This is a genomic window from Nonomuraea sp. NPDC050536 (assembly GCF_044457685.1).
GTDB lineage: Bacteria > Actinomycetota > Actinomycetes > Streptosporangiales > Streptosporangiaceae > Nonomuraea.
Genome location: NZ_JBITHD010000042.1, coordinates 1 through 20,089 on the forward strand (window position 1 = coordinate 1; position 20,089 = coordinate 20,089).

At 68.4% G+C, this 20,089-nt stretch carries 30 protein-coding genes and 1 tRNA gene; 11 read left to right on the top strand and 20 right to left on the bottom strand.

Going from position 1 to position 20,089, the window contains the following annotated elements:
• Window positions 1-820: TIGR03084 family metal-binding protein (locus ACIBHX_RS51760; RefSeq protein WP_397076361.1), on the top strand; the 820-nt coding region annotated here is incomplete at its 5' end.
• A 103-nt stretch (window positions 821-923) separates the two neighbouring features.
• On the opposite strand, the gene ACIBHX_RS51765 is transcribed toward ACIBHX_RS51760, so the two are convergent.
• Window positions 924-1,574 (bottom strand): LuxR C-terminal-related transcriptional regulator, encoded by a 651-nt coding sequence (locus tag ACIBHX_RS51765; protein ID WP_397076363.1) that lies wholly within the window; start codon window positions 1,572-1,574, stop codon window positions 924-926.
• Window positions 1,571-2,962 carry a sensor histidine kinase gene (locus ACIBHX_RS51770; protein WP_397076364.1) on the bottom strand — a complete coding sequence of 464 codons (1,392 nt, stop codon included), beginning with the start codon at window positions 2,960-2,962 and terminating at the stop codon, window positions 1,571-1,573. The genes ACIBHX_RS51765 and ACIBHX_RS51770 overlap by 4 nt, the downstream gene beginning before the upstream one ends.
• Window positions 2,963-3,072: 110 nt before the next feature.
• On the opposite strand from ACIBHX_RS51770, the gene ACIBHX_RS51775 reads away from it, so the two are divergent.
• The 3 genes from ACIBHX_RS51775 to soxR are packed head-to-tail and all read left to right on the top strand — an operon-like array spanning window position 3,073 to window position 5,225.
• Window positions 3,073-3,978, top strand: a complete 906-nt coding sequence (locus tag ACIBHX_RS51775) for an ABC transporter ATP-binding protein (RefSeq protein WP_397076366.1) — start codon at window positions 3,073-3,075, stop codon at window positions 3,976-3,978.
• Complete coding sequence (locus tag ACIBHX_RS51780) at window positions 3,975-4,709, top strand: ABC transporter permease (protein WP_397076368.1); 735 nt, start codon at window positions 3,975-3,977, stop codon at window positions 4,707-4,709. The genes ACIBHX_RS51775 and ACIBHX_RS51780 overlap by 4 nt, the downstream gene beginning before the upstream one ends.
• 24 nt (window positions 4,710-4,733) lie before the next feature.
• Window positions 4,734-5,225, top strand: coding sequence for a redox-sensitive transcriptional activator SoxR (soxR, locus tag ACIBHX_RS51785; protein ID WP_397076370.1), 492 nt, complete (start codon window positions 4,734-4,736; stop codon window positions 5,223-5,225).
• On the opposite strand, the gene ACIBHX_RS51790 is transcribed toward soxR, so the two are convergent.
• From ACIBHX_RS51790 to ACIBHX_RS51810, 5 genes are all read right to left on the bottom strand, one after another.
• Window positions 5,222-5,668 (bottom strand): universal stress protein, encoded by a 447-nt coding sequence (locus ACIBHX_RS51790; protein ID WP_397076372.1) that lies wholly within the window; start codon window positions 5,666-5,668, stop codon window positions 5,222-5,224. The genes soxR and ACIBHX_RS51790 overlap by 4 nt on opposite strands.
• A 79-nt stretch (window positions 5,669-5,747) precedes the next feature.
• Window positions 5,748-6,104, bottom strand: a complete 357-nt coding sequence (locus ACIBHX_RS51795; protein ID WP_397076374.1) for a hypothetical protein — start codon at window positions 6,102-6,104, stop codon at window positions 5,748-5,750.
• 196 nt (window positions 6,105-6,300) lie between these two features.
• Window positions 6,301-6,663 (bottom strand): nuclear transport factor 2 family protein, encoded by a 363-nt coding sequence (locus ACIBHX_RS51800; RefSeq protein ID WP_397076375.1) that lies wholly within the window; start codon window positions 6,661-6,663, stop codon window positions 6,301-6,303.
• Window positions 6,660-7,172: a MarR family winged helix-turn-helix transcriptional regulator gene (locus tag ACIBHX_RS51805; RefSeq protein WP_397076377.1), complete on the bottom strand. Its 513-nt coding sequence runs from the start codon at window positions 7,170-7,172 to the stop codon at window positions 6,660-6,662. The genes ACIBHX_RS51800 and ACIBHX_RS51805 overlap by 4 nt, the downstream gene beginning before the upstream one ends.
• A 12-nt stretch (window positions 7,173-7,184) precedes the next feature.
• The gene (locus ACIBHX_RS51810) at window positions 7,185-7,757 is read right to left on the bottom strand and encodes a TIGR03086 family metal-binding protein (RefSeq protein ID WP_397076378.1); all 573 of its coding nucleotides are present in this window, start codon (window positions 7,755-7,757) and stop codon (window positions 7,185-7,187) included.
• A gap of 122 nt (window positions 7,758-7,879) precedes the next feature.
• On the opposite strand from ACIBHX_RS51810, the gene dnaN reads away from it, so the two are divergent.
• Complete coding sequence (dnaN, locus tag ACIBHX_RS51815; RefSeq protein WP_397076380.1) at window positions 7,880-8,980, top strand: DNA polymerase III subunit beta; 1,101 nt, start codon at window positions 7,880-7,882, stop codon at window positions 8,978-8,980.
• On the opposite strand, the gene ACIBHX_RS51820 is transcribed toward dnaN, so the two are convergent.
• Window positions 8,963-9,421, bottom strand: coding sequence for a MarR family winged helix-turn-helix transcriptional regulator (locus ACIBHX_RS51820; protein ID WP_397076382.1), 459 nt, complete (start codon window positions 9,419-9,421; stop codon window positions 8,963-8,965). The two genes, dnaN and ACIBHX_RS51820, sit on opposite strands and share 18 nt — an antisense overlap.
• Window positions 9,422-9,479: 58 nt before the next feature.
• On the opposite strand from ACIBHX_RS51820, the gene ACIBHX_RS51825 reads away from it, so the two are divergent.
• Both ACIBHX_RS51825 and ACIBHX_RS51830 read left to right on the top strand, forming a co-directional pair.
• Window positions 9,480-9,779, top strand: a complete 300-nt coding sequence (locus ACIBHX_RS51825) for an antibiotic biosynthesis monooxygenase (protein WP_397076384.1) — start codon at window positions 9,480-9,482, stop codon at window positions 9,777-9,779.
• Window position 9,780: 1 nt separating this feature from the next.
• The gene (locus ACIBHX_RS51830; protein WP_397076385.1) at window positions 9,781-10,620 is read left to right on the top strand and encodes an SDR family oxidoreductase; all 840 of its coding nucleotides are present in this window, start codon (window positions 9,781-9,783) and stop codon (window positions 10,618-10,620) included.
• A gap of 164 nt (window positions 10,621-10,784) precedes the next feature.
• Here the strand turns inward: ACIBHX_RS51830 and ACIBHX_RS51835 are convergent, their stop codons facing one another.
• The 6 genes from ACIBHX_RS51835 to upp form a co-directional block, all read right to left on the bottom strand.
• Complete coding sequence (locus ACIBHX_RS51835; RefSeq protein WP_397076387.1) at window positions 10,785-11,459, bottom strand: FadR/GntR family transcriptional regulator; 675 nt, start codon at window positions 11,457-11,459, stop codon at window positions 10,785-10,787.
• 101 nt (window positions 11,460-11,560) lie between these two features.
• On the bottom strand, window positions 11,561-12,877 hold the full coding sequence (locus tag ACIBHX_RS51840) for a helix-turn-helix domain-containing protein (protein WP_397076389.1): 1,317 nt from the start codon (window positions 12,875-12,877) through the stop codon (window positions 11,561-11,563).
• 97 nt (window positions 12,878-12,974) lie between these two features.
• Window positions 12,975-13,505 (bottom strand): PH domain-containing protein, encoded by a 531-nt coding sequence (locus tag ACIBHX_RS51845; RefSeq protein ID WP_397076390.1) that lies wholly within the window; start codon window positions 13,503-13,505, stop codon window positions 12,975-12,977.
• Complete coding sequence (locus ACIBHX_RS51850) at window positions 13,502-13,660, bottom strand: hypothetical protein (RefSeq protein ID WP_397076391.1); 159 nt, start codon at window positions 13,658-13,660, stop codon at window positions 13,502-13,504. Before ACIBHX_RS51850 ends, ACIBHX_RS51845 begins: the two co-directional genes overlap by 4 nt.
• Window positions 13,661-13,757: 97 nt before the next feature.
• On the bottom strand, window positions 13,758-13,982 hold the full coding sequence (locus ACIBHX_RS51855; RefSeq protein WP_397076392.1) for a hypothetical protein: 225 nt from the start codon (window positions 13,980-13,982) through the stop codon (window positions 13,758-13,760).
• A gap of 136 nt (window positions 13,983-14,118) precedes the next feature.
• The gene (gene upp, locus ACIBHX_RS51860; protein ID WP_397076393.1) at window positions 14,119-14,757 is read right to left on the bottom strand and encodes a uracil phosphoribosyltransferase; all 639 of its coding nucleotides are present in this window, start codon (window positions 14,755-14,757) and stop codon (window positions 14,119-14,121) included.
• Between the two features lie 141 nt (window positions 14,758-14,898).
• Here upp and ACIBHX_RS51865 point away from each other — a divergent pair, with 141 nt between their 5' ends.
• The 4 genes from ACIBHX_RS51865 (at window position 14,899) to ACIBHX_RS51880 (ending at window position 16,450) form a co-directional block, all read left to right on the top strand.
• Entirely contained in the window at window positions 14,899-15,408 is a 510-nt protein-coding gene (locus ACIBHX_RS51865; RefSeq protein WP_397076395.1) for a tRNA adenosine deaminase-associated protein, read from the top strand.
• A gap of 16 nt (window positions 15,409-15,424) precedes the next feature.
• A complete protein-coding gene (locus tag ACIBHX_RS51870; RefSeq protein ID WP_397076397.1) occupies window positions 15,425-15,901 on the top strand; it encodes a tRNA adenosine deaminase-associated protein in 477 nt (158 codons plus the stop codon).
• Window positions 15,898-16,353 carry a tRNA adenosine(34) deaminase TadA gene (gene tadA / locus ACIBHX_RS51875; RefSeq protein ID WP_397076399.1) on the top strand — a complete coding sequence of 152 codons (456 nt, stop codon included), beginning with the start codon at window positions 15,898-15,900 and terminating at the stop codon, window positions 16,351-16,353. The genes ACIBHX_RS51870 and tadA overlap by 4 nt, the downstream gene beginning before the upstream one ends.
• A 10-nt stretch (window positions 16,354-16,363) precedes the next feature.
• Window positions 16,364-16,450, top strand: a tRNA-Ser gene (locus ACIBHX_RS51880).
• Window positions 16,451-16,611: 161 nt separating this feature from the next.
• Here the strand turns inward: ACIBHX_RS51880 and ACIBHX_RS51885 are convergent.
• The 6 genes from ACIBHX_RS51885 to ACIBHX_RS51910 all read right to left on the bottom strand — a co-directional run bounded on the left by ACIBHX_RS51885 (window position 16,612) and on the right by ACIBHX_RS51910 (window position 19,960).
• Window positions 16,612-16,782, bottom strand: coding sequence for a hypothetical protein (locus ACIBHX_RS51885; protein ID WP_397076400.1), 171 nt, complete (start codon window positions 16,780-16,782; stop codon window positions 16,612-16,614).
• 454 nt (window positions 16,783-17,236) lie between these two features.
• On the bottom strand, window positions 17,237-17,659 hold the full coding sequence (locus tag ACIBHX_RS51890; RefSeq protein ID WP_397076402.1) for an AAA family ATPase: 423 nt from the start codon (window positions 17,657-17,659) through the stop codon (window positions 17,237-17,239).
• Between the two features lie 5 nt (window positions 17,660-17,664).
• Window positions 17,665-18,345 (bottom strand): polysaccharide deacetylase family protein, encoded by a 681-nt coding sequence (locus ACIBHX_RS51895; protein ID WP_397076404.1) that lies wholly within the window; start codon window positions 18,343-18,345, stop codon window positions 17,665-17,667.
• Between the two features lie 25 nt (window positions 18,346-18,370).
• The gene (locus tag ACIBHX_RS51900) at window positions 18,371-18,748 is read right to left on the bottom strand and encodes an SAM-dependent methyltransferase (RefSeq protein ID WP_397076418.1); all 378 of its coding nucleotides are present in this window, start codon (window positions 18,746-18,748) and stop codon (window positions 18,371-18,373) included.
• A gap of 21 nt (window positions 18,749-18,769) precedes the next feature.
• Window positions 18,770-19,066 carry a type II toxin-antitoxin system VapB family antitoxin gene (locus ACIBHX_RS51905; protein ID WP_397076406.1) on the bottom strand — a complete coding sequence of 99 codons (297 nt, stop codon included), beginning with the start codon at window positions 19,064-19,066 and terminating at the stop codon, window positions 18,770-18,772.
• Window positions 19,067-19,114: 48 nt separating this feature from the next.
• Entirely contained in the window at window positions 19,115-19,960 is an 846-nt protein-coding gene (locus ACIBHX_RS51910) for a neutral zinc metallopeptidase (RefSeq protein WP_397076407.1), read from the bottom strand.
• Between the last annotated feature and the right edge of the window lie 129 nt (window positions 19,961-20,089).

The following is a 20,089-nucleotide window of genomic DNA, read 5'->3' on the forward strand; positions in this document are numbered from 1 at the left end:
CGCACTCGAAGGATCACGCGATGGCCGTCTCCATTTCACGGCCGCCACGCTTGTGACCAGGTCAAACTCGTACACCACTCCCGTGGACGCAACCCTGCCCGACTTGGTGGCTGAAGGAGATGAGCTCGACGCCCTGGTATCAGCGCAGGCCGACTGGTCCAAGCCCACGCCGGCAGCGGGGTGGACGATCGCCCACCAGATCGCTCATCTAGCTTCAGCTGATGCGAACGTTCTCATCGCCATACGGACCCCGGATGCGTTCGACGCTGTGCTGAAGCAGGCCGAAGCCGCAGGCAGCCAATACGCTGATCTTGACGCCGCTGCGGGAGCAGCCAAACCGCGATCAGCACTGCTGGAACAATGGCGCGCCGGCCGAACCGAGGTGGCAGCGGCGCTACGTGACGTTCCGCTGGACCATGGGTTTCCGTGGTACGGCTCGCAGTTGACCGCAGCGCTCATGGTGCCGCTTCGCCTGATGGAAACGTGGGCTCACGGGCAGGACATTTTCGACACGCTGGGTGTCTCGCACCGTCCGACGGGTCGGCTCCGGCATGTGGCCTCGTTGGGGGTGGTAGGACGAGAGCTGTCGTTCTATGCAGCCCAGTTGCCTGCTCCGGCAGAGCCGTTCCGTGTCGAGCTGACTGGTCCCGATGGCCAAACCTGGGCATGGGGCCCGGAAGATGCCATGCAACGCGTTCAGGGCAGTGCCCTCGATTTCTGCCTTCGAGTCACCCAACGCAGGTCCCGAGCCGAGACTGACCTCACGGCGGTCGGCAAGGACGCGCAGAAGTGGCTTGATATCGCTCGCGTCTTCCTCTGAAGAGGCAAGAAGCGATCTGCCGATCGAGCTGGTCTTGTACGGCGGCCGTATCCGATGAGCAGGCTCGCCGTACACGACGATGCCCGCCGTACAGGCGAAGGGGTCAGCGGCTGTTGAGGTAGGCGAGGACGGCCAGGACGCGGCGGTTGTCGTCGTCGGAGGGGGCGAGGTTGAGTTTGGCGAAGATGTTGGCCGTGTGTTTGGCGACGGCGCTTTCGCTGAGGTAGAGGCGCTGGGAGATGGCGGCGTTGGAGCGGCCTTCGGCCATGGCCTCCAGGACTTCGCGTTCGCGCGGGGTGAGGGCCGCCAGGGGTTCGTTGCGGGCGTTGCTGGCCAGGAGCTTGGCGATGACCTCGGGGTCCATGGCGGTGCCGCCGTCGGCGACCCGCCGGACGGCGTCGATGAACTGGGCGGCGTTGAAGACGCGGTCCTTGAGGAGATAACCGATCGCGCCTGAGCCGTCGGCCAGGAGTTCGCGGGCGTAGAGCTGTTCGACGTGCTGGGAGAGGACCAGGATGGGCAGGCCGGGGACCTGCTTGCGGGCCTCGAGGGAGGCCTGGAGGCCTTCGTCGGTGAAGGTGGGCGGGAGCCGTACGTCGACGATGGAGACGTCGGGGCGCAGCTCCAGCAGGCCGTTGAGGAGGTCGGGGCCGGATTCGACGGCGGCGACGACGGTGAAGCCGTGGGCCTGGAGGAGGTGGACGAGGCCGTCCCTGAGCAGGTAGAGGTCTTCGGCGATCAGGACGCGGCTCATCGGCACCCGCCCTGGGGGTTGCGGTGTGCGGCGGGGATGGCGATGGCGAGCGTGTACATGGTCATGCCGAGGAGGATCATGCCGATAATGGTCGGCCACTGCCAGGGCTCGGGCAGGTAGAGGGCCAGGAACCAGCTCTTCTCGTCGAGGTGGATGAGCTTCATGGCGCCGGTGACGAGCCCTTGGGGGAAGAGCGGGCACCACGAGGTGGACCAGAGCGCGACGACCAGGGCGGCCTTCCAGCGGGGCATCCTGGGCAGGTTGCCCGCCCAGTGTTCCGGCAGGACCTTGGGCAGTTCCATGGTGACGGTGGTGGGGCCGCCGGGCGGGCTGTTGAGCGCGAGGACTCCGTCGAAGGCGGCCAGGCGGCGTTCGATGCCGGCCAGGCCGCTGCCCTTGGTGGGGTCGGCGCCGCCCATCCCGTCGTCGGTGACGGTGATGCGCAGGGTGCGGCCGTTGGTGCTGATGTCGATGGTGGCGGTTTCCGCACCGCCGTGTCGTGCGGCGTTGGACAGCAGCTCGCTGACGGCGAAGTAGGCGGCGGCCTCGACGGGGGCTTCCGGGCGGTGCGGCAGGTCGATGTCGACGTGGACGCGCAGGGGGCTGTCGATGGCCAGGGCGCGTACGGCGTCGGCCAGTCCGCGTTCCGCCAGGACGGGCGGGTGGATGCCGCGGACGACCCTGCGCAGGTCCGACAGGGTTTCGGCGGAGGACTCCCTGGCCTTGGCCAGGAGTGCCTTGGCGGCGTCGGGGTCGGTGTCGACCAGTTGCTCGACGGCGCCCAGGGTCATGCCGATGGCGACGAGCCTGGCCTGGGTGCCGTCGTGCAGGTCGCGCTCGATCCTGCGCATCTCGGCGGCCTGGGAGTCGACGGCCAGGTCGCGGACCCTGTGGAGGTGGCTGACCTGGCCGGCCAGGCGGCTGTTGGTGGTGGCGGCCAGCAGCAGGGGGCTCCACAGGCCGTAGAGGCGCAGGCCGCGGTGGGGCAGCAGCAGGAGCAGCGGTGCGAGCGCCACTTTGACCACCGGATCCAGGGCCAGGTAGGCGAGATCCCGCCAGGTGGCGGGATCGGTCATCATCCACTTCCACCGGTCGTTGAAGGCCGGGATGCGCGGCGTGCGGTAGAGGGTGCGGTCGGAACGGTACATGCCGTCGGCCTGGGCGCGCGGTGGCGGCGGCTTGGGCCGGTAGGGCGAGTCGATCTCGACGCCGCACCATTCGCGTGCCAGCCGCCGGTGCAGCTCGGTGACCCGCCTGATGAGGCCTACCTGCGGAGGGAAGAGCGGGATCGCTCCGAGGCCGAAGCAGAGCAGCAGGACCACCAGTGAGACCGCCAGCACGGCGAGCTCGACGACGCTCAGCGCGAGCAGGGCGAGGGACCGGGGCATGCCCTCCAGTGTGCTCAACGCGGGACGTGCTCGTCACTGCACCTAGGTACACATTTGCCGGGTATCCAGCGCGATTCCCGGCGCCAGTCGAAATTTCTAGCTTCGGAGGTATGAAATCCATCGAGGTAAGGAACCTCCACAAGCGGTACGGAGATCGCGTGGCGGTGGACGATGTCTCCCTCGACGTCAAGGAGGGCGAGATCTTCGGGATCCTCGGTCCCAACGGCGCCGGCAAGACCACGACCGTGGAGTGCATCGCCGGTCTGCGCGTCCCGGACAGCGGGTCGGTCAGCGTGGCCGGGTTCGATCCTCGCGTGGAGCGGGACGAGGTGCGCCGGGTGCTGGGCGTGCAGCTGCAGAGTGCGGCGCTGCCCGACAAGATCACAGTGGCGGAGGCGCTGGACCTGTTCGCCTCGTTCTATCCTTCGCCCGCTCCGTGGCCCGAGCTGATGGACCGGATGGGCCTGACGGGCAGCCGCGACACCCGCTTCGCCAAGCTGTCCGGCGGGCAGAAGCAGCGCCTGTCAGTGGCTCTGGCCCTGGTCGGCAAGCCGAAGATCGCGGTGCTTGACGAGCTGACCACGGGGCTGGACCCGCAGGCTCGCCGGGACACCTGGGAGCTGATCGAGCAGGTGCGCGACAGCGGGGTGACGATCGTGCTGGTCACGCACTTCATGGAGGAGGCCGAGCGGCTGTGCGACCGGCTCGCGCTCATCGACGCGGGCAAGGTGGTGGCGGTCGACTCGCCGTCCGGGCTGATCGAGCGGGTGTCGGCCGAGCAACGGCTGCGTTTCCGGCCGTCGGCGCCGGTGGATCACGCCGTTCTGCTGGCGCTGCCCGAGGTCACGGAGGTTTCCGCGACGGGCGGGCACGTCGTGGTGACCGGGTCGGGGAACCTGGCGCAGGCCGTCACCCTCACCCTGGCCCAGCACGGGATCGTCCCCAACGACCTGCGGATCGAGCAGGCCACGCTCGACGACGCGTTCCTCGCTCTCACCGGAAGGAAGCTGTCATGAAGAAGATCCTGGCCGTGGAGACCAAGCTCCACCTGCGCGACGTGCAGTCGCCGCTGATCGTCATCGGGCTCCCGACCGCGCTGCTGCTGATCCTGGGCAGCATTCCCGACTTCTCCAAGCCGGATCCGGCGATGGGCGGGCAGAGCGTCAACGACACCCAGATGCCGGCCATGATGGCGATGCTGGCGATGATGACGCTGGCGTTCACCGTACTGCCGACCGCACTGACGCAGTATCGCGAGCGCGGGGTCCTGCGGCGGCTGTCGACCACGCCGGTGCATCCGAGCCGGGTGCTGGCGGTCCAGCTGATGATCAACATGGCGGTCGGCATCGTCTCGACGGCTCTGCTGATCGTGCTGGGGCGGGTGGTGCTGGGGACGGCGATTCCCCAGCAGCTGCCGGGGTTCGTGCTGGTGTTCCTGCTCGGCTCGGCCGCGCTGCTGGCGATGGGGTTGGTGGTGGCGGCGGTCGCGCCGAACTCCAAGGCGGCGCCGGGGATCGGATCCATGCTGATGTTCCCGCTGATGTTCGTGGCGGGCATGTGGCTTCCGCGGGAGCTCATGCCGGACACACTGCGGCACATCAGCGACTTCAGCGTGGTGGGGCCGTTCGCGCAGGCCATGCGCGACACCTGGGCGGGTCACGCGCCGCAGCCGCTGCACCTGGCCGTGCTGGCGGTCGGGCTGGTGGTGTTCGGGACGCTGGCGGCGCGGCTGTTCCGCTGGGAATAGAAATCCTCAACTATGCTTGAGGTTATGACCAAGGTCGCGTGGAACTCCAAGGAGCTGACCGTCGGTCAGCTGTCCGAGCGCAGCGGTGTGGCGGTGTCCGCCCTGCACTTCTACGAGGCCAAGGGCCTCATCTCCAGCCGGCGTACGGCCGGCAACCAGCGCCGCTACACCCGTGACACCCTGCGCAGGGTCGCCTTCGTACGGCTGGCCCAGCGCCTCGGCATCCCGCTGAAGACCATCAAGGAGGCGCTGGCCCAGCTGCCGGAGAAGCGGACCCCCACCCGGGAGGACTGGGCGCGGCTGTCGGCCGCCTGGCGGGCGGAGCTGGACGACCGGATCGAGCAGCTGCAGCGGCTGCGTAACGACCTCACCGACTGCATCGGTTGCGGCTGCCTGTCTCTTGACCGGTGCGCGCTGGCCAACGCGCACGACCGGCTGGGGGAGGAGGGGCCGGGTGCCCGCCGCATCGACACCCGGCTGTGCCCGCCCGCCAACTGCATGCCCTGCGCCGGCTAGCTCTTGCCCGGCGGGACGATCAGCGTCGGCCGGTGCGCGTGGTGCAGCACGTGGTTGGACACGCTGCCCAGCAGCACCGACCGGACGCCGGCCAGGCCGCGGGAGCCCGTGACGATCAGGGAGGCGTCCAGCTCGTCGGCGGTGTCCACGATGGCCTGCCAGATGGACTCGTTGTCGGCCACGGCACGGAAACTGACGTCGCCCAGCCCGGAGGCCTTGGCCAGCTCGGCACCCTCCTTGGCGTACTGCTCAGCCTGGGCGCGCCACTCGGCGGCGGCGTCGGAGAGCACGGCCGCGCCGGCGAGGGGATACTTCTTCAGCTGGACGAGCAGCGGCTCCCACACGGTCAGGATCACGGTTTGCTCGGCGGTCAAATGCTTGGCCGCGAACTCGATGGCGGCGCGCGAGTCGGCGGATCCGTCGTAGGCGATCAAGATGGTCATGGCGTGCTTCCCTTCGCTTCACTCTTCCGGTAAAGCACCCGTGTGATCAACGCTGTTCCTGTGACGGCTGTCTGGTGTGTCACACCCTGGCGCGTATCCGCACCACCAGGCCGACGATCATGATCAGGGCCAGGCCGGTCAGGGTCCACGGGTCGCTGGGGTTGCCGCCCAGGTGCCGGTCGAGCACGTGGGAGATCGCGTGGACCAGGCAGCCGGTCGCGCCGCCGAGCAGGGCGACGAACAGCGCGTCCGACCAGATGAGCGCCCCGACGAGGGCGGCGGCGATGCCCAGCTGGAAGGCGCCCAGGTCGTGGAAGAGGTGCAGGTTGAAGGGCGGGTAGGTGGCGATGGTGGAGTAGAAGCTCTGCGGCCAGCCGAAGGCCCACACGCCGCCGGCCAGGAACACCACGGCGCCGAGCACGACGACGCCCTTCACGAATCCCTGTTGTTTCATGGCAGTTGGACGGGAGAGGACCGGCGTTTGTGACACTTCCCCGCGTCGATCGTCTGGATGTCTCGGTGATGCCGCCGGAGGTGCGGGGCGATGCCGACTTCGACGTGGTCACGCTCCGCTTCGATCAGGGACTTCGGGGCGGAGGAGATCGACGTCTGGGTCGGCATCGCCGGGCGGCTCAGGGCATGATCTCCTGCCACGGGGTGCCGTCGAAGATGAGCACGATCGAGGTGATCTTGCCGTCGTCGAGGCGGAAGTGCTCGGCCGTGCGCTGGGCGCCGACCGGGGTAGCGGTGTAGACGTCGTAGACGAGGGTCGCCTCGGCCTCGCCGTACAGCTCGCTGAGCAGGTCGACGCCGGTGACCACCTCCAGGAAGGCCGGCAGGTCCTTCAGGTGGCCCTCAGGGTCGGTGGAGGTCATCAGCGGGCTGCTGAAGGTGAAGTCCCTGGCCAGCTGGGCGGCCGCGGCAGGGATGTCGCCGCGGAAGCGGGCCTCGTGGTAGGCGCGCACAACCTGGCGGGTCTGGGTCTCGGTGGTCATCGGGTCTCCTGGTTCTGCACGAGCCGCAGGCACAGATGGCGCAGCCGGTCGAGGTCGTCGGGGGTGAAGCCGTGGAAGGCGGACTCCATGGCGAGCTGGGAGGGCCGTCTGAAGGCCTCCGTCCAGGCCTTGCCCGCGGGGGTGATGCTGACCTGCACGGAGCGGCGGTCCTGCGGGTCTTGGTTCCGCCGGACCAGGCCGTCCTTCTCCAAGGTGTCTACCAGACCCGTCACGTTGCGCGAACTCACCCCCGACGCCTGCGCCAGGTCGCCGATGCTGGCCGCCTCGGCGCTCACGCGCATCAGAATGTCCAGGGCGCCGGAACTCAGCCCGCGCCCCTCGGCCCCTTGTGTCCGCATCCGCTCCACGGCGTGGAACGCCGACCGGACGGCCGCCGCGGCCTCGAACAGCGCCGTGTCGCCGCCTCCGGTGAAGCGCTCCATCGCCTCCCTGACCCGGGGGTCATAGAGACCCCCGGCGTCCTCTTGCAATTTATGTACGTCCTTCATAATGAAGGCACTCTACAGTACGGGCTGCCGCCCCAGGTACCGCAGCAGCTCGGCCGCCTCGTCGCCGTCCTCGCCCTCGACGACGGGGCCGAAGGCGCCCCACTGCCGCAGCGGCTCGACCAGCTTCCTGGCTACCGGGAGCAACTCCCTGGCCAGCTCCGGCGTCAGCGGCGACGGCTGGCCGGTGGCGACGGCGATGTCCCAGGCGTGCACCGCGGCGTCCATCGCGCACGCCGTGACGCCGTCCGCGGCCGACAGCTTGTTCGGCGGGATCGGCACGGACACCTCCTGGGCGTCGGCCGCCACGTCGGCCCATGCCTCGGCCGAGGCCCGCATGGCCGCTTCCGCCACCTCCTCGGGCGTGGCGGAGAGCGTTCCGGAGGGCGAGAAGGGGTCCTCGGAGGGGCCGGGACCGCCGGTGAGGAAGGAGGCGTAGCCGATCTGGTCGCCCGCGGCGTGCTGGAGCACCTGGGTCACGTTCCAGGCGGAGCAGGGCGTGGGGAGCTCCCAGGCGTCGGCGGGCACGCCGCGAACGACGGTGCGAAGGGCCTCGTGCGCTTCGTCGAGTACGGTCCACTTGGTCATTGCTGCCTCCTTGTCGCGGTGGTGTCTCTACTATATCAGAACGGAACGCTCTATTCCAATAGGATTTGTCAGCCACCTCGGATACCTTCATAGAACGCAGGTGATACGAAGGGGTGGATCGGGTGAAGATCCGGGTGAACCGCGATGTTCTGTCGGACGCGGTGGCGTGGGCGGCCAGGGTCCTGCCGAGCCGCCCGGTGGCTCCCGTGCTCGCCGGCTTGCTGCTGGAGGCGGGCGAGCAACTGAGCCTGTCCGCGTTCGACTACGACGTCTCCGCCAGGGCCGAGGTCGACGCCGACGTGGCGGAGGGAGGCAGTGTGCTCATCCCCGGCCGGCTGCTGGCCGAGATCAGCCGCAGCCTGCCCGCCGAGCACGTCGAGATCGTCACCGAGGGCGCTGAGGCGGTGCTGACCTGCGGTACGGCCGAGTTCGGGCTGATCACCATGCCGGTCGAGGACTTCCCGACGATGCCCACCATGCCGCCGAGCATCGGCGCGGTCGGCGGCGGCGTGTTCGCTTCGGCCGTCAGCCAGGTGGCCCCCGCCGCCAGCCGCGACGACACGCTGCCCATGCTCACCGGCATCAGGGTCGACGTCGAGGGCGACCGGGTGGCCATGGCCGCCACCGACCGCTACCGCATCGCGGCCCGTGACTTCACCTGGCGGCCCGTCTCGCCCGACCTGGCCGTGTCGGCCATGGTGCCGGCCCGCGTCATGGTCGAAGTGGCCAAGACCCTGCGCGGCGGCGAGGTGTCGGTGGCGATGGGCGACGGCGTGGCCGGATTTGAGAGCGTCGGGCGCAGCACGACCGTGCGCCTGCTCGACGAGCAGTTCATCGACTACCGCGCCCGGCTCACCTCCGACTGGCCGATCAGGGCCGACGTGCGGGTCGCCCCGTTCGTCGACGCGATCAGGAGAGTCGCCCTGGTCGCCGAGCGCAACACCGCCATCCGCCTGTCCTTCAGTCAGAGCCAGGTGCTCATCCAGGCCGGCGGCGGCGACATCGGGCGCGGCACCGAGGTCGTGGAGTGCGAGCTGCGCGGCGGCGACGACATCCAGATCGCCTTCCAGTCCCAGTTCCTGCTCGACGGCCTGACCGGGATCGAGAGCGAGCTGGCCAGGATCAACATGAGCTCCTCCACCAAGCCCGCCCTGATCCAGGACGTGCCGGGCGATGCCGAGCCGGCCTTCCGCTACCTGGTCATGTCACTCCGCGTGACCTGACTGGCGCGCCGCCACCTGCGTGAACACGCGCTTGAACTCGGCGTAGGTCTGCTCCCCGATGGCCTCGGCGTGCTCGCGCTCGATGCGCGCCACAATGGCGTCCGCCCTGGCCATCTGGTCCAGCCCTCGCTCGGTGGGCACGATCAGCTTGGCCCTGCGGTCGCTGGGATCGGGCTGGCGCTCGACGTAGCCCAGCTCGACCAGCTCGTCCACCAGCGTGCCGATGACCTGCTTGTGCTGCCCCGACTGCGCCGCCAAATCCGTCGCCCTGCTGCCCTCGGGGTCGAGGTAGGCCAGTATCGCGCCGTGTCGCGGCCCCAGACCTGGATGCCCCTCATCGGCCAGCGAGCGGGACAGCTCCCGCTGCAGGCCGAACAGCGTCCGCGCCGTCAGCACACCCAGGTCGGGGTTGGCCTGCTTGCGCTCGCTCCGCCGCACCATGCCCTCCAATTAGTCACTAATCTTGACCATCACTGATTCTTACTATACCGTGTTGTCCATGAGCAGAACGGTAGAACTCACGCGATTCCGCGTGTCTCCCGAGCGTGCCGACCTGTTGCCGGCCGCGCGAAAGGGGATGATCGCGGACTTCCGTGCGGACCGTGCCGGGTTCCTCGGCGCGCGGCTGGTCCGGCTTCCCGGTGACGAGTGGCTGGACATCGTGGAGTGGCGATCGTCTGAGGACTTCGCCGCCTCCCGCGCCAAGGGCGCGAACCTGCCCGGCATCGCCGCCTTCTTCGCCTTGATCGACGAGCTGGTGTCCGCTGAAGAGGGCACCACTGATGAGAGTGAGAGCTGACATGACCATCTTGATCACCGGTGCCAACGGCAACGTCTCGAGTGCTGTACTGCGTTCCCTGCCCGATTCTGCCGACGTGCGAGTGCTGGTCCGTGATGCCGCCAAGGCCCCGGCGGGCCACCAGGTGGTGGTGGGAGATCTTGACGATCCGCAGAGCCTGGTGAAGGCGTTCACGGGTGTGGACACGCTGTGGTTGCTGACCGCGATGGGGCCGCAGGCGCCGCACGCCAGCTCCAACGCGGTGTGGGCGGCCAAGCAGGCCGGAGTGAGCCATGTGGTGCGCCTGTCGGCGATCGGCGCGGGACACGACGCGCCCACGCGCAACGGCCGCCTGCACGCTCTGTCCGACAACGAACTGCAGGCCTCCGGGCTGGACTGGACCATCATCAAGCCCGCCTTCTTCATGCAGAACCTGCTGGGCTCGGTCAACGGCGCCACCCTCTACAGCTCGACCGGAGACGGCCGCCTGAGCCCCATCGACGTGCGCGACATCGGCGACTTCGGCGCCGCGATCCTGACCGACCCGGCGCCGCACGCCGGCAAGACCTACACGATCACCGGCCCGGTCAGCGTCTCCCTCGGAGAAATGACCGCCTCGCTCGAGCAGGTGTACGGCGAGCGGATCGCCTACCAGCCGATCGGGCACGAGGACGTCTACCAGGCGATGCTGTCGGCAGGGCTGCCCGAGTGGATCGCCGCGGTCACCGTCGAGTACGGCAAGGCGTACTCCAGGAACTGGGGAGATTTCACGACCCCGGACTTCGAGACCGTGGTGGGTCGCAAGGCCAGGACATTCGTGGAGTTCGCACAGGATCACCGCGACGTCCTCCGTGCGGCGTGAGCACGAACCGCCGTCACGGTGCATTCCGTGCGCCGTGGCGGCGGGTCACTGTCACCGACTCGCCGGAAGCGCCGGTCGCGGGTCCTCAGCCGGAGTGCGGCGGGCGGCGGGTTGGCGCGGCTTGCCGTACATGAGAAAAGCCCAGCTCACAGGGCTGGGCTTGCTTACTGATCGGTAAGGGCGATGAGGATGTGCTCCATGCACGCGTGGCCGGCGCGCTCGGCGGCGGCCGCGTCGCCGGCGGCGATGGCGCGGGCGATCGCGTCGTGCGGGATGTAGGTCTTGTTGAGCGAGGTGCCCGCGGCGGTGATGCTGGCGCGCAGCGCAGCGGAGAAGTCCTCGTAAAGGTCGATGAGGACGAGATTGTGCGTGGCGTGCGCCACCGACATGTGGAAGTTCAGGTCGGACTCGACGAAGGCGTCTGGATCGTCCAGCTCCCAGGCGCGCTCCCGCTCGGCCAGGGCGGCCTCGATGCGCAGGATGTCCTCGTCGTTGCGGCGGGCGGCGGCCAGCCGGGCCGCCTCCACCTCCAGGGCGCGCCTGACCTCCAGGATCTCCAACTGCTCGGCCTGGCGCAGGCGGCGCAGCATCGCCCCGGACAGCTCGCTGGTGGCGCGCACGTAGGTGCCGTCCCCCTGACGGCACTCGAGCAACCCCGCGTGAGTGAGGGCGCGCACTGCTTCGCGAACGGTGTTGCGACCCACCCCGAGCTGCTCGGCGAGCACGGTCTCAGTCGGGATCTTGCCGTTCATCTGCCACGACCCTGAGGTGATCTGCTCCTTGAGCTGATCGATCACCTGGTCGACGAGCGAAGCCCGCTGCGCCGTACGCAGACTCACAGTCCGCCTCCTCCGGGGAAACCAATCATCCTATGAGTCAATGACTGGTAGACCCTAATTATTCCAGACGCGAAATGCCAAATCTGGAGTGCCTGTGGAGGTCAGCGGGTTATCGACGCGTCGACCGTCACCCCCGCCATGGCGGACCGCACGCCCGCCGCCTCGAGAGCCTTACGATACGCGGCTGTCTGCTGACCACGTGCACCGACGCGGCCGTAGAGGTCTCCCAGCTCGCGCCAGCAACGCGCGGCCTGCCGGTCGGAGCCGAACACGGGCCGGTGGAGCCCGTCCAGCAGCCCGCGCGCGGCGTCCAGATGGGCGGCCGCGTCGGCGTCCAGGTCCAGGGCCGTCGTGGCGAGCACCAGATGTGCCTCGGCGGGCGCGGTGCCCCCGTGCGCCACCTCCAGCGCGGCGGTCGCCAGCTCGCCGGCGCGCGCCGGGTCGTCCGCGCGCAGCCGCACCCTGGCGTGCGCGATCAGGCTCTCGCCGTGCTCCTGCGTGGTCGCGGGGAAGGCGGCGAACACCCGGCTCGCGTCCCGCACCAGGCCGTCGGCCTGCTCGACCGAGGAGGACTCCAGCCGCGCCCAGTACATCGCCGCGCGGGCCAACTGCAGCGCGAGGCGCGTCTCCCTGCCCGCGGTGATGGCGTCGTCGGCCAGCCGGACCGCCAGCGCGGAATCCTCACCCGCCGCGGCCGCCACACTGGCCTGCCACAGCGCCTGGATCTCTCCGGAACGGTCCACAACTTCCGGCACGCCACTGACATCCAGCACGGTCTTGACGAAGGCGTGGTCCTCGCCCGTCTCCACCAGCGCGGTGGCGAGGTCCACGGCGATCTCACCCTGAGTGATCGCCAGGCGCTCGGCCTGCTCCAGCGCGTGCGCGGCCAGGTCGCGGGCGCGGAGCCGGTCGCCGGCCCGCTGGTAACAGCGGCTGAGTGCGATCGTGAGCGGCAGGTCGGCCAGCCGCTCGGGGTGTGCGGCGGCCTCGCGGCGCAGCCGCTCGAAGGCCTCCACCGCCTGGCCGAGTCTGCCCTGGGCCTCGAGCGCGCGGGCCCTGCCGAAGCGGGCGTGCGCGGTGAGCAGGGCGTTCTCCTCGTCGGCCGCCTTCACGATCTCGGTGAACCGGTCGGCGGCCATGGCCGGATCGCCATGGCGCAGTTCGAGTTCGGCGTGGCGCAGCCCGAGCTCGGTGTCGATGCGCTGGCGAGGCTCGATCCCGTGCAGCAGGAACTCGGTCGTGCAACCCAGCCGCTCCGCGAGCAGGCGGGCCACGACCGGAGTCGGCGTGCGCTTACCCGACTCGATGAGCGAGACATAACTGTCAGACAGGTCGGGGCCGGCCAGCTGGGCCTGGGACATCCGCCTGTTCAGCCGCAGTCCACGGACGCGGTCACCGATTGTTCCCTGACTCGGCATCTCATCTCTCAAGGCGGGGAAGGGTCAACAACACGCAAATGATTGCACGAAGTAGCCGAATCGGGTATCCCCACTTGAAGAAATCACTACCTAGGGGTTAATCGTCCCCGTCGTCCTTGCTGGGGAAAAGCATCTGGCACACCTCTAGGTACAAGGTCTCTGGATACGGAATGTACTCCACCGTGGACAGTGCCTGGTCCTGACCGGCCGATTCGAGGATGAACTCCCCGTAACCGAGCATGCGCCCTAGGAGAGATCGCTGGAAGCTCATGTCCGTGACCTTCTGCAGCGGCATCATCGCGACCTTACGGGTGATCAAACCCGTGGTCAGCAACATCCGCTTAGAGGTCACCACAAAGTAGTCGACTGACCACTCCGCGACTTTCCATACGAAACGGATCAGAAGCAGGAGCCAAAGCCACCAAACGACGACGAGGGCCGTGCCGCCCCCCTTGTCGCCGAAGAACTTGCTCAGCAGCCCGGCGATGATCAGGCCGCCGAAGACCTCGGCGACCGGACGGAGCAGCACGGCTGGGTGACGCCGCACCATGATGACCTGGTGTTCGTGGGGGAGTAGGTAACGGTTGACCGACGACGGCGCAGAGTCCCCGTGGGTCACAAGTCTCATGCGAGGTTATTCACAAACTGAGCGAGCGAGTCCGCCGCGTTGAACACCGTGTCGAACGCGCCCCTGACCGCGTCCGCGGCGTCGGCTGGTCGCGCGAACAGGTAGTACGCAACAAATGCGACACCACCCCAGGTGAGCCATTTTTTGACCTGCACTGCCGCCTCCGTACCACTTACCCACTACACCCGCCGTATACATTACCCACCTGGTTGCCGGGGTAAAGGTAACTTGGCCGGTTAGTTTTGATCTTGCTTAGCCGCGCTCGCTTGCCACGAGCGCCAGGACGTGAAGGTGCTTGCGGGCGATCCGCTCTACCAGGCTGGGGTGGGCGAAGCCCGTGACCTCCAGCGCGCCGTAGTGTGCCGCTTCGACACAGCGCGTGACCGTGGTCGAGGTGTGGACGCCGGCGAACTCCTTGCGCAGCGCCGTCTCGACCTCCGCGTACGGACTCGATTCCGCCTCGGTGAGATCGCTCACGAGAACACCTCGGTGGTCGGTATATCCCTCATCGTGCTCCCTCACGCCCATGCGGAAGTTGCCTTCCTCGCTCTACGTACCCACATAACCACAGTATGTAACGAGAGGGTGACCGAGCGTGAGGGAAAGAATGACTTCAGACGACGCCGTACAGACGGTCGCCCGCGTCACCGAGGCCGGGAACGATGTAGCCGTTCTCGTTGAGGCGCTCGTCCAGTGCCGCGGTGACCACGCGCAGCGGGCGGCCGGAGTCGGCGAACACCTTGTCCATGTAGGCCAAGCCCTCGGGGGCCGCCAGGAGGCAGATGGCGGTCACGTCGACGGCGCCGCGCTCGAACAGGAACTGCACGGCCGCCGCCAGAGTCCCGCCGGTGGCCAGCATCGGGTCGACCACGTAGCACTGCCGCCCGGACAGGTCCTCGGGCAGCCGGGTGGCGTACGTCTCGGCCTGCAGCGTGGACTCGTTGCGGATCATGCCGAGGAAACCGACCTCGGCCGTGGGCAGCAGCCGCGTCATCCCGTCGAGCATGCCCAGCCCCGCCCGCAGGATCGGCACCACCAACGGGTACGGCTTGGCCAGCCGTACACCGTGCGCGGGGGCGACGGGGGTTTCGACCGTCACGTCGGTGACGCGGACGTCACGGGTCGCCTCGTACGCCAGCAGCGTCACCAGCTCGTCCGCCAGCCTGCGGAAAGTGGGTGAATCGGTGCGCACATCACGCAGCGTGGTCAGCTTGTGCGCCACTAGCGGATGGTCGACGACGAGGGTTTCCATAAGGGACAACGCTATCTTGTGAGCAACGTACCGGCACGTCGTGCTCCTGGTTTTGATCACAATTTGGTCGGAGGGGCGCACGTCGGCTGGCCGGTTCTGGAACGATTGGAATCCGTAGAGGCCACATCGGTGGGGTGGACGATGACAGACGAAGATGCGCTCGACTTCGCCATCGTGGTCTATCGCGAGGACGAATGCTGGGATGCCGAGCTGATGCCGGCCGCTCTCACATCCGACCTGCACGGTCTGATCCACGCGTTGCGCCAGCAGCCCAGCGAGAGCGGCACGATTGGCCTGGTCGCCGTGGGGGATGAGTTCTTCGTGGCGCTGCGGGTGCTGGGTGATCGGGTCGATGTCTTCCTGTCCGACATCGCCGCCTCCTGGGATTTCCCGCTGGCCCGTCAGGTGCTGACCTATCTGGACGTACCGGTCCCCGACGAGGACGAGCTCGACGAGATCCTCCAGGACGAGGACACGGTGCTGCCCGCGGGAGATCTGTCGATCTTCGCCGACCTCGGGCTGGACGAGATGGAGCTGGGCATCCTGTCCGGCGACATCGACCTGCTCCCCGAGGACGTCCTGTCCAGCATCGCCGCCCGGCTCGGCTTCTCCGAGCCGTTCGAGCGAGCCATCGAATCGGTCTTCGGCTGACCCCTGGAGCACGGACATGGCCTCTAACACCTTCTCTGCGGCTTTCGTCAGAACCGTGAACGGCTGGAGCGGTGCCGAGGTCGATCTCAGAGATGCCGAGATCGTCGACGACTTCGCCGACACCGTCAGCGAAACCCTCGGCCTGGCCGGCGACGAGCTGGCCCTGCTGTGCGTCGAGGTGGAGGACGAGTGGTTCGCCATCGCCCGCTACCGGGGCGAGGAGGAGCCGCGCGTGTTCCTGTCCGACGCGCACGCGATCATGTCCGACAACATCGGCGAGCTGTTCGCCGAGTTCGCCGGCGTCGCCGTCGACAAGGAGGGCAACGGGCTCGGCGTGCGCCCCGCCGGTGACTTCGAACTGCTCAGCGACCTGGGCGTGACCTCGGAGGAACTGCTGGAGCTGTCGATGGAGGAGGGCGTGCTGCCCGCCGACATCCTGTCCGTCATCGCCGAGCGCCTCGCCTTCGCCGACGAGCTCGACCGGCTGCGGTGAACGCTACCGAGGCCATGCGCCTCGCCCTCGCCGAGGCGGCCGACGCCGGCGCCCGCGGCGAGGTCCCCGTCGGCGCCGTCGTCCTGGACGAGCTCGGACAGGTCCTGGGCCGCGCGGGCAACGACCGCGAGTCCGCCGCCGACCCCACCGCCCACGCCGAGATCCTCGCGGTACGGCAGGCCGCCCGAGCCCGTGGCACGTGGCGCCTCAACGGCTGCACCCTGGTCGTCACCCTGGAGCCGTGCACGATGTGCGCGGGCGCCCTGGTGCTGGCTCGCGTGGACCGCATCGTCTACGGGGCCGTCGACCCCAAGGCGGGCGCCGTCGGGTCGCTGTGGGACGTGGTGCGCGACCGCCGCCTCAACCACCGGCCCGAGGTTGTCATGGGGGTGCTGGGGGAGGAGTGCTCCGCCGTACTTAAGGAGTTCTTCGCCACTCGCAGGATCCGGTAAGCTCGTCGGCGGTGGTGTCGCCTAGTGGCCGAGGGCGCACGCCTCGAAAGCGTGTGATGGGGCAACTCATCCGTGGGTTCAAATCCCACCACCACCGCTCCGCGAATGGGCCCCGGAACTGGCATACCAGTTCCGGGGCCCGCTGCATTTCAAGATCTTGGGTCTACCCCGAGAGCTCCGCTGAGCCGAGCGGGGAGACAGATGTCGATGGCCTCATAGAGAGCCGACGGACAGGCCGTCGGCTCTCCTCGGTGCGGTTTACCACCAGCCGCCACAGCCGCCACAGCCGCCGCCGCAGCCACGTCCGCCCCACCAGCGACGGCGCCACCAGCGCCTGCGGCCCCAGCCCCAGCCGCCGCCGCCGCCCCAGCCGCCGCCGCCGCCCCAGTCGTCCCAGTTATTCCAGGCAGGGAAGCCGCCACGTATCATGGTTCCCTCCTCATGAACGAGCTCTTGTCGCGAGAGCATCTACATTGCCGACAAATGCGACATTAACACCCAAATCTCAGCGCATCATCAGATATGTGGAGTGTTGGTGAGGCTTTGGGGTGGAGTTCGGTTTACCGATATTCGCCCAGGCTGACGCATGGCGCGTGCATCAATATCGGCGCCGCTGCATTGTTTCGTGACGCCGGCCCGTAGGGCGGAGACGCGCTTTGGCCTGCTACGCCCGCGTCGCCCACCGCTTCGGGGGACGATCGACGGATGACCTCTCGGGATGGGCGATCTTGAGGCTCGGGGAGGCCGTCTGGGCTTGCGGTCGGGTTGGTCGTCATGGGCGCCGCATCAGCCTCGGCCTCGGCGCCCATGACGACTGCACCCGGCTTCCCCCCGGACCGGCCAGCCGCAGCATCGCATGACCCTGTAGCTAGTCGTTGTTCCATTACATTCCAACCCCCGCTTTCCCGCAGAGGCATCGAGCGTGATCCTGCATGGCCCGTGATGGACTGTTGACCGATGCTCGACCGTCAAGAATCCCCGGAGGTGAAACTGGGGGATGGCCTGGCGAACCCTTGACGCGATCGAGCAACCAGAAAGCAACCGCCGTGGACATCACGCGCTCGGGATTTACCACGACATTGCAGAGGACGCCTGAGCGACACGCTTGATATGCGCGGCCAGGTCCGTGCAATCGACGGAGACCGTCGCCCAGCGCGGCGAGGTCGCCGTCGGCGCAGGTTGCCAGCGCCTCCTTGACGGCGTCCTTCGACAGGAACCGGGCGTTCAGCTGTGTGGCCAGCGGCCTGCCGAGCGTCGACTTGCCGGCGCCGGGCAGGCCGTTGACCAGCACCAGGAGGTCGGCCACCGGGGCTAGGGGGCGGGCGGGTAGGTGGTGCCCGCGGGGAGGGGCTTGCCGCGGAGGAGGGTGGGGAGCGTCACCAGGTGGTAGCCGCGCTTCTTGAGTTCCTTGACGATGCCGGGCATCGCCTTGACCGTCTGCGGCACCACGTCGTGCATGAGGATCACGCCGTCTCGCTTGGCCAGGCGGAGCACGGCGGCGGTGATCTTCTTGGGGTCGCGCAGCTTCCAGTCGAGGGTGGTGCCCGTCCACAGGATCTGGGGCAGCCCCTCCTGCCCCACCAGGTCGAGCACGCGCTGGTCGGTGTCCCCGTACGGCGGGCGGAACAGCTTGGCCCGCTGCCCGGTGGCCGTGGTGATGGCCTCCTGCGTGGTGCGGATCTCGTCGAGGATCTGCTGGTCCGTCATGGCGGGCAGGTGCGGGTGGTCCCAGGTGTGGTTGCCGATGGCGTGTCCCTCGGCGACCTGCCGCCTGGCCAGCTTCGGATACTTCTCGACGTGCTGGCCCATGAGGAAGAAGGTGGCCTTGACCTTCTCCTTCTTGAGGGTGTCCAGCAGTTTGGCCGTGTAGTCGCTCGGCCCGTCGTCGAAGGTCAGCGCCAGGCACTTGACCTTGGCGCAGTCCACTCCGGCGGGCGCACCCGTCAGCCCGCTCAAGGACAGCGATAACGCGAGCGCACCCTGAATCAGCACACCGGTCACCCTAAGGCCCTCGGGGTCACAGACGCGCGACGCCGCCGAACAGCGAGGTGGTGCGGGGCCAGTCGTCCGCGTCCGGATGCCAGTCGCACGGGCGTACCACGCCGGGCTCGACCAGCTGATAGCCGTCGAACAGCCGCCGGATCTCCGGCTCGCTCCTGAGCTCCAGCGGCACCGTCGCCCCGGCGAACCCGGCGCGCCAGCCCTGCTGCTCCTCCTCCGACATGCCGTCCGTGGTCATGTGGGAGATCGTCACGAACGAGCCGGGCGCCTGCCTCTCGCGGAAGGCCGCCACGATCCGCGCCGGGTCATCCTCCGGCGTACCGTCGGCACACCGAGCGGGATGTTCGGGGGTTCCTCGGGGGGCATCCGATCTCCAGGGCGAATCTGTCCAGATCGAAGATCACCGTAGCAAAGTTCAGTCCTGCAGCTCCAGCACTCTGGCGTGCAGGATCGAGCGCTGGTGCAGCGCGGCGCGCAGGGCGCGGTGCAGGCCGTCCTCCAGATAGAGCTCGCCCTGCCACTGCACGACGTGCGGAAACAGGTCACCGTAGAAGGTGGAGTCGGCTGCCAGAAGCGAGTGCAGATCGAGCATCGCCTTCGTGGTGATCAGCGAGTCGAGGCGCACCTGCCGCGGTGGTATCTGAGCCCACTCGCGGTGGGTCAGACCATGTTCGGGATAGGGGCGTCGGTCGCCGACCAGCTTGAAGATCACCCCTCCGATTTTAGGAGAGATTCCGCGTCTTTGCTCTCCCGGCCCTCGTCAGAGCAGGTCAGAGGCGTTGCATTGGGCGGGATTGCCGCTCTTGTAGCCCCGCTGGACCGCGTTGACCCGCTGCTCCGAGGTGCCGTGCGTGAACGACTCGGGGTCGACCCTGCCGCGGGTGCGCTTCTGGATCCTGTCGTCGCCCACCGCGGCCGCCGCGTCCAGCGCCTCGGAGATGTCTGAGTCGGTGAAGGGCTTGGCGTAGAAGCCGGTGTCGACCGCGTGCTTGGCCCACACCCCGGCGTAGCAGTCGGCCTGCAGTTCGGTGGGCACCGAGCTGCCGCCGTTGTTGAGCTGGCCGAGCAGGTCCTGGACGTGGTGACCGTACTCGTGAGCGATCACGTACGCCTGGGCGAAGGGGCCGCCCTTGGCGCCGAACTGGCTGTGCAGCTGGTCGAAGAAGCTCAGGTCCAGGTAGACGCGCTGGTCGCCGGGGCAGTAGAACGGGCCGACCGCGTTGCTGGCGGCGCCGCAGGGGGTGCGCAGGCTGCCGGAGTACAGGACGGTCTTGGCCTGTCGATATCCGGAGATTTCGCCACGCCAGTAGGCCTGGACGCTGTTGACCACGCCCACGACCCGGCACCGCTCGGACTGGTCGGCGTCCTTGCCGGTCCTGCACTCCTGGGACAGGTTCGAGGGTGGCCGGCTCTGGGGTGTCTCGTGCGAGCCCACGTTCTGCAGCACCAGGACGACCACGAGCGCGATCAGACCGAGGATGCCGCCACCCCCGATGATCATGCCGCCGCCGGGGAAGCCCCCACCGCCGCCGCCCCCGCCGAAGCCGCTGCCGCCGGCGTCCTCGACCTGCGAGGCGTCGAGGTCAGCGTCGTCCCTGAAGTCCATCACCGACATCCCTTCCCGGATGCTGTTCGATGACAGCTTCCCGAAACGGGCCGTCAGATGCCACCCGGCGCTTGGGATCGCCGCTCCGGTAGCCGATCGAGAACCACTTCTCGCGCTGCCGACTCCGGG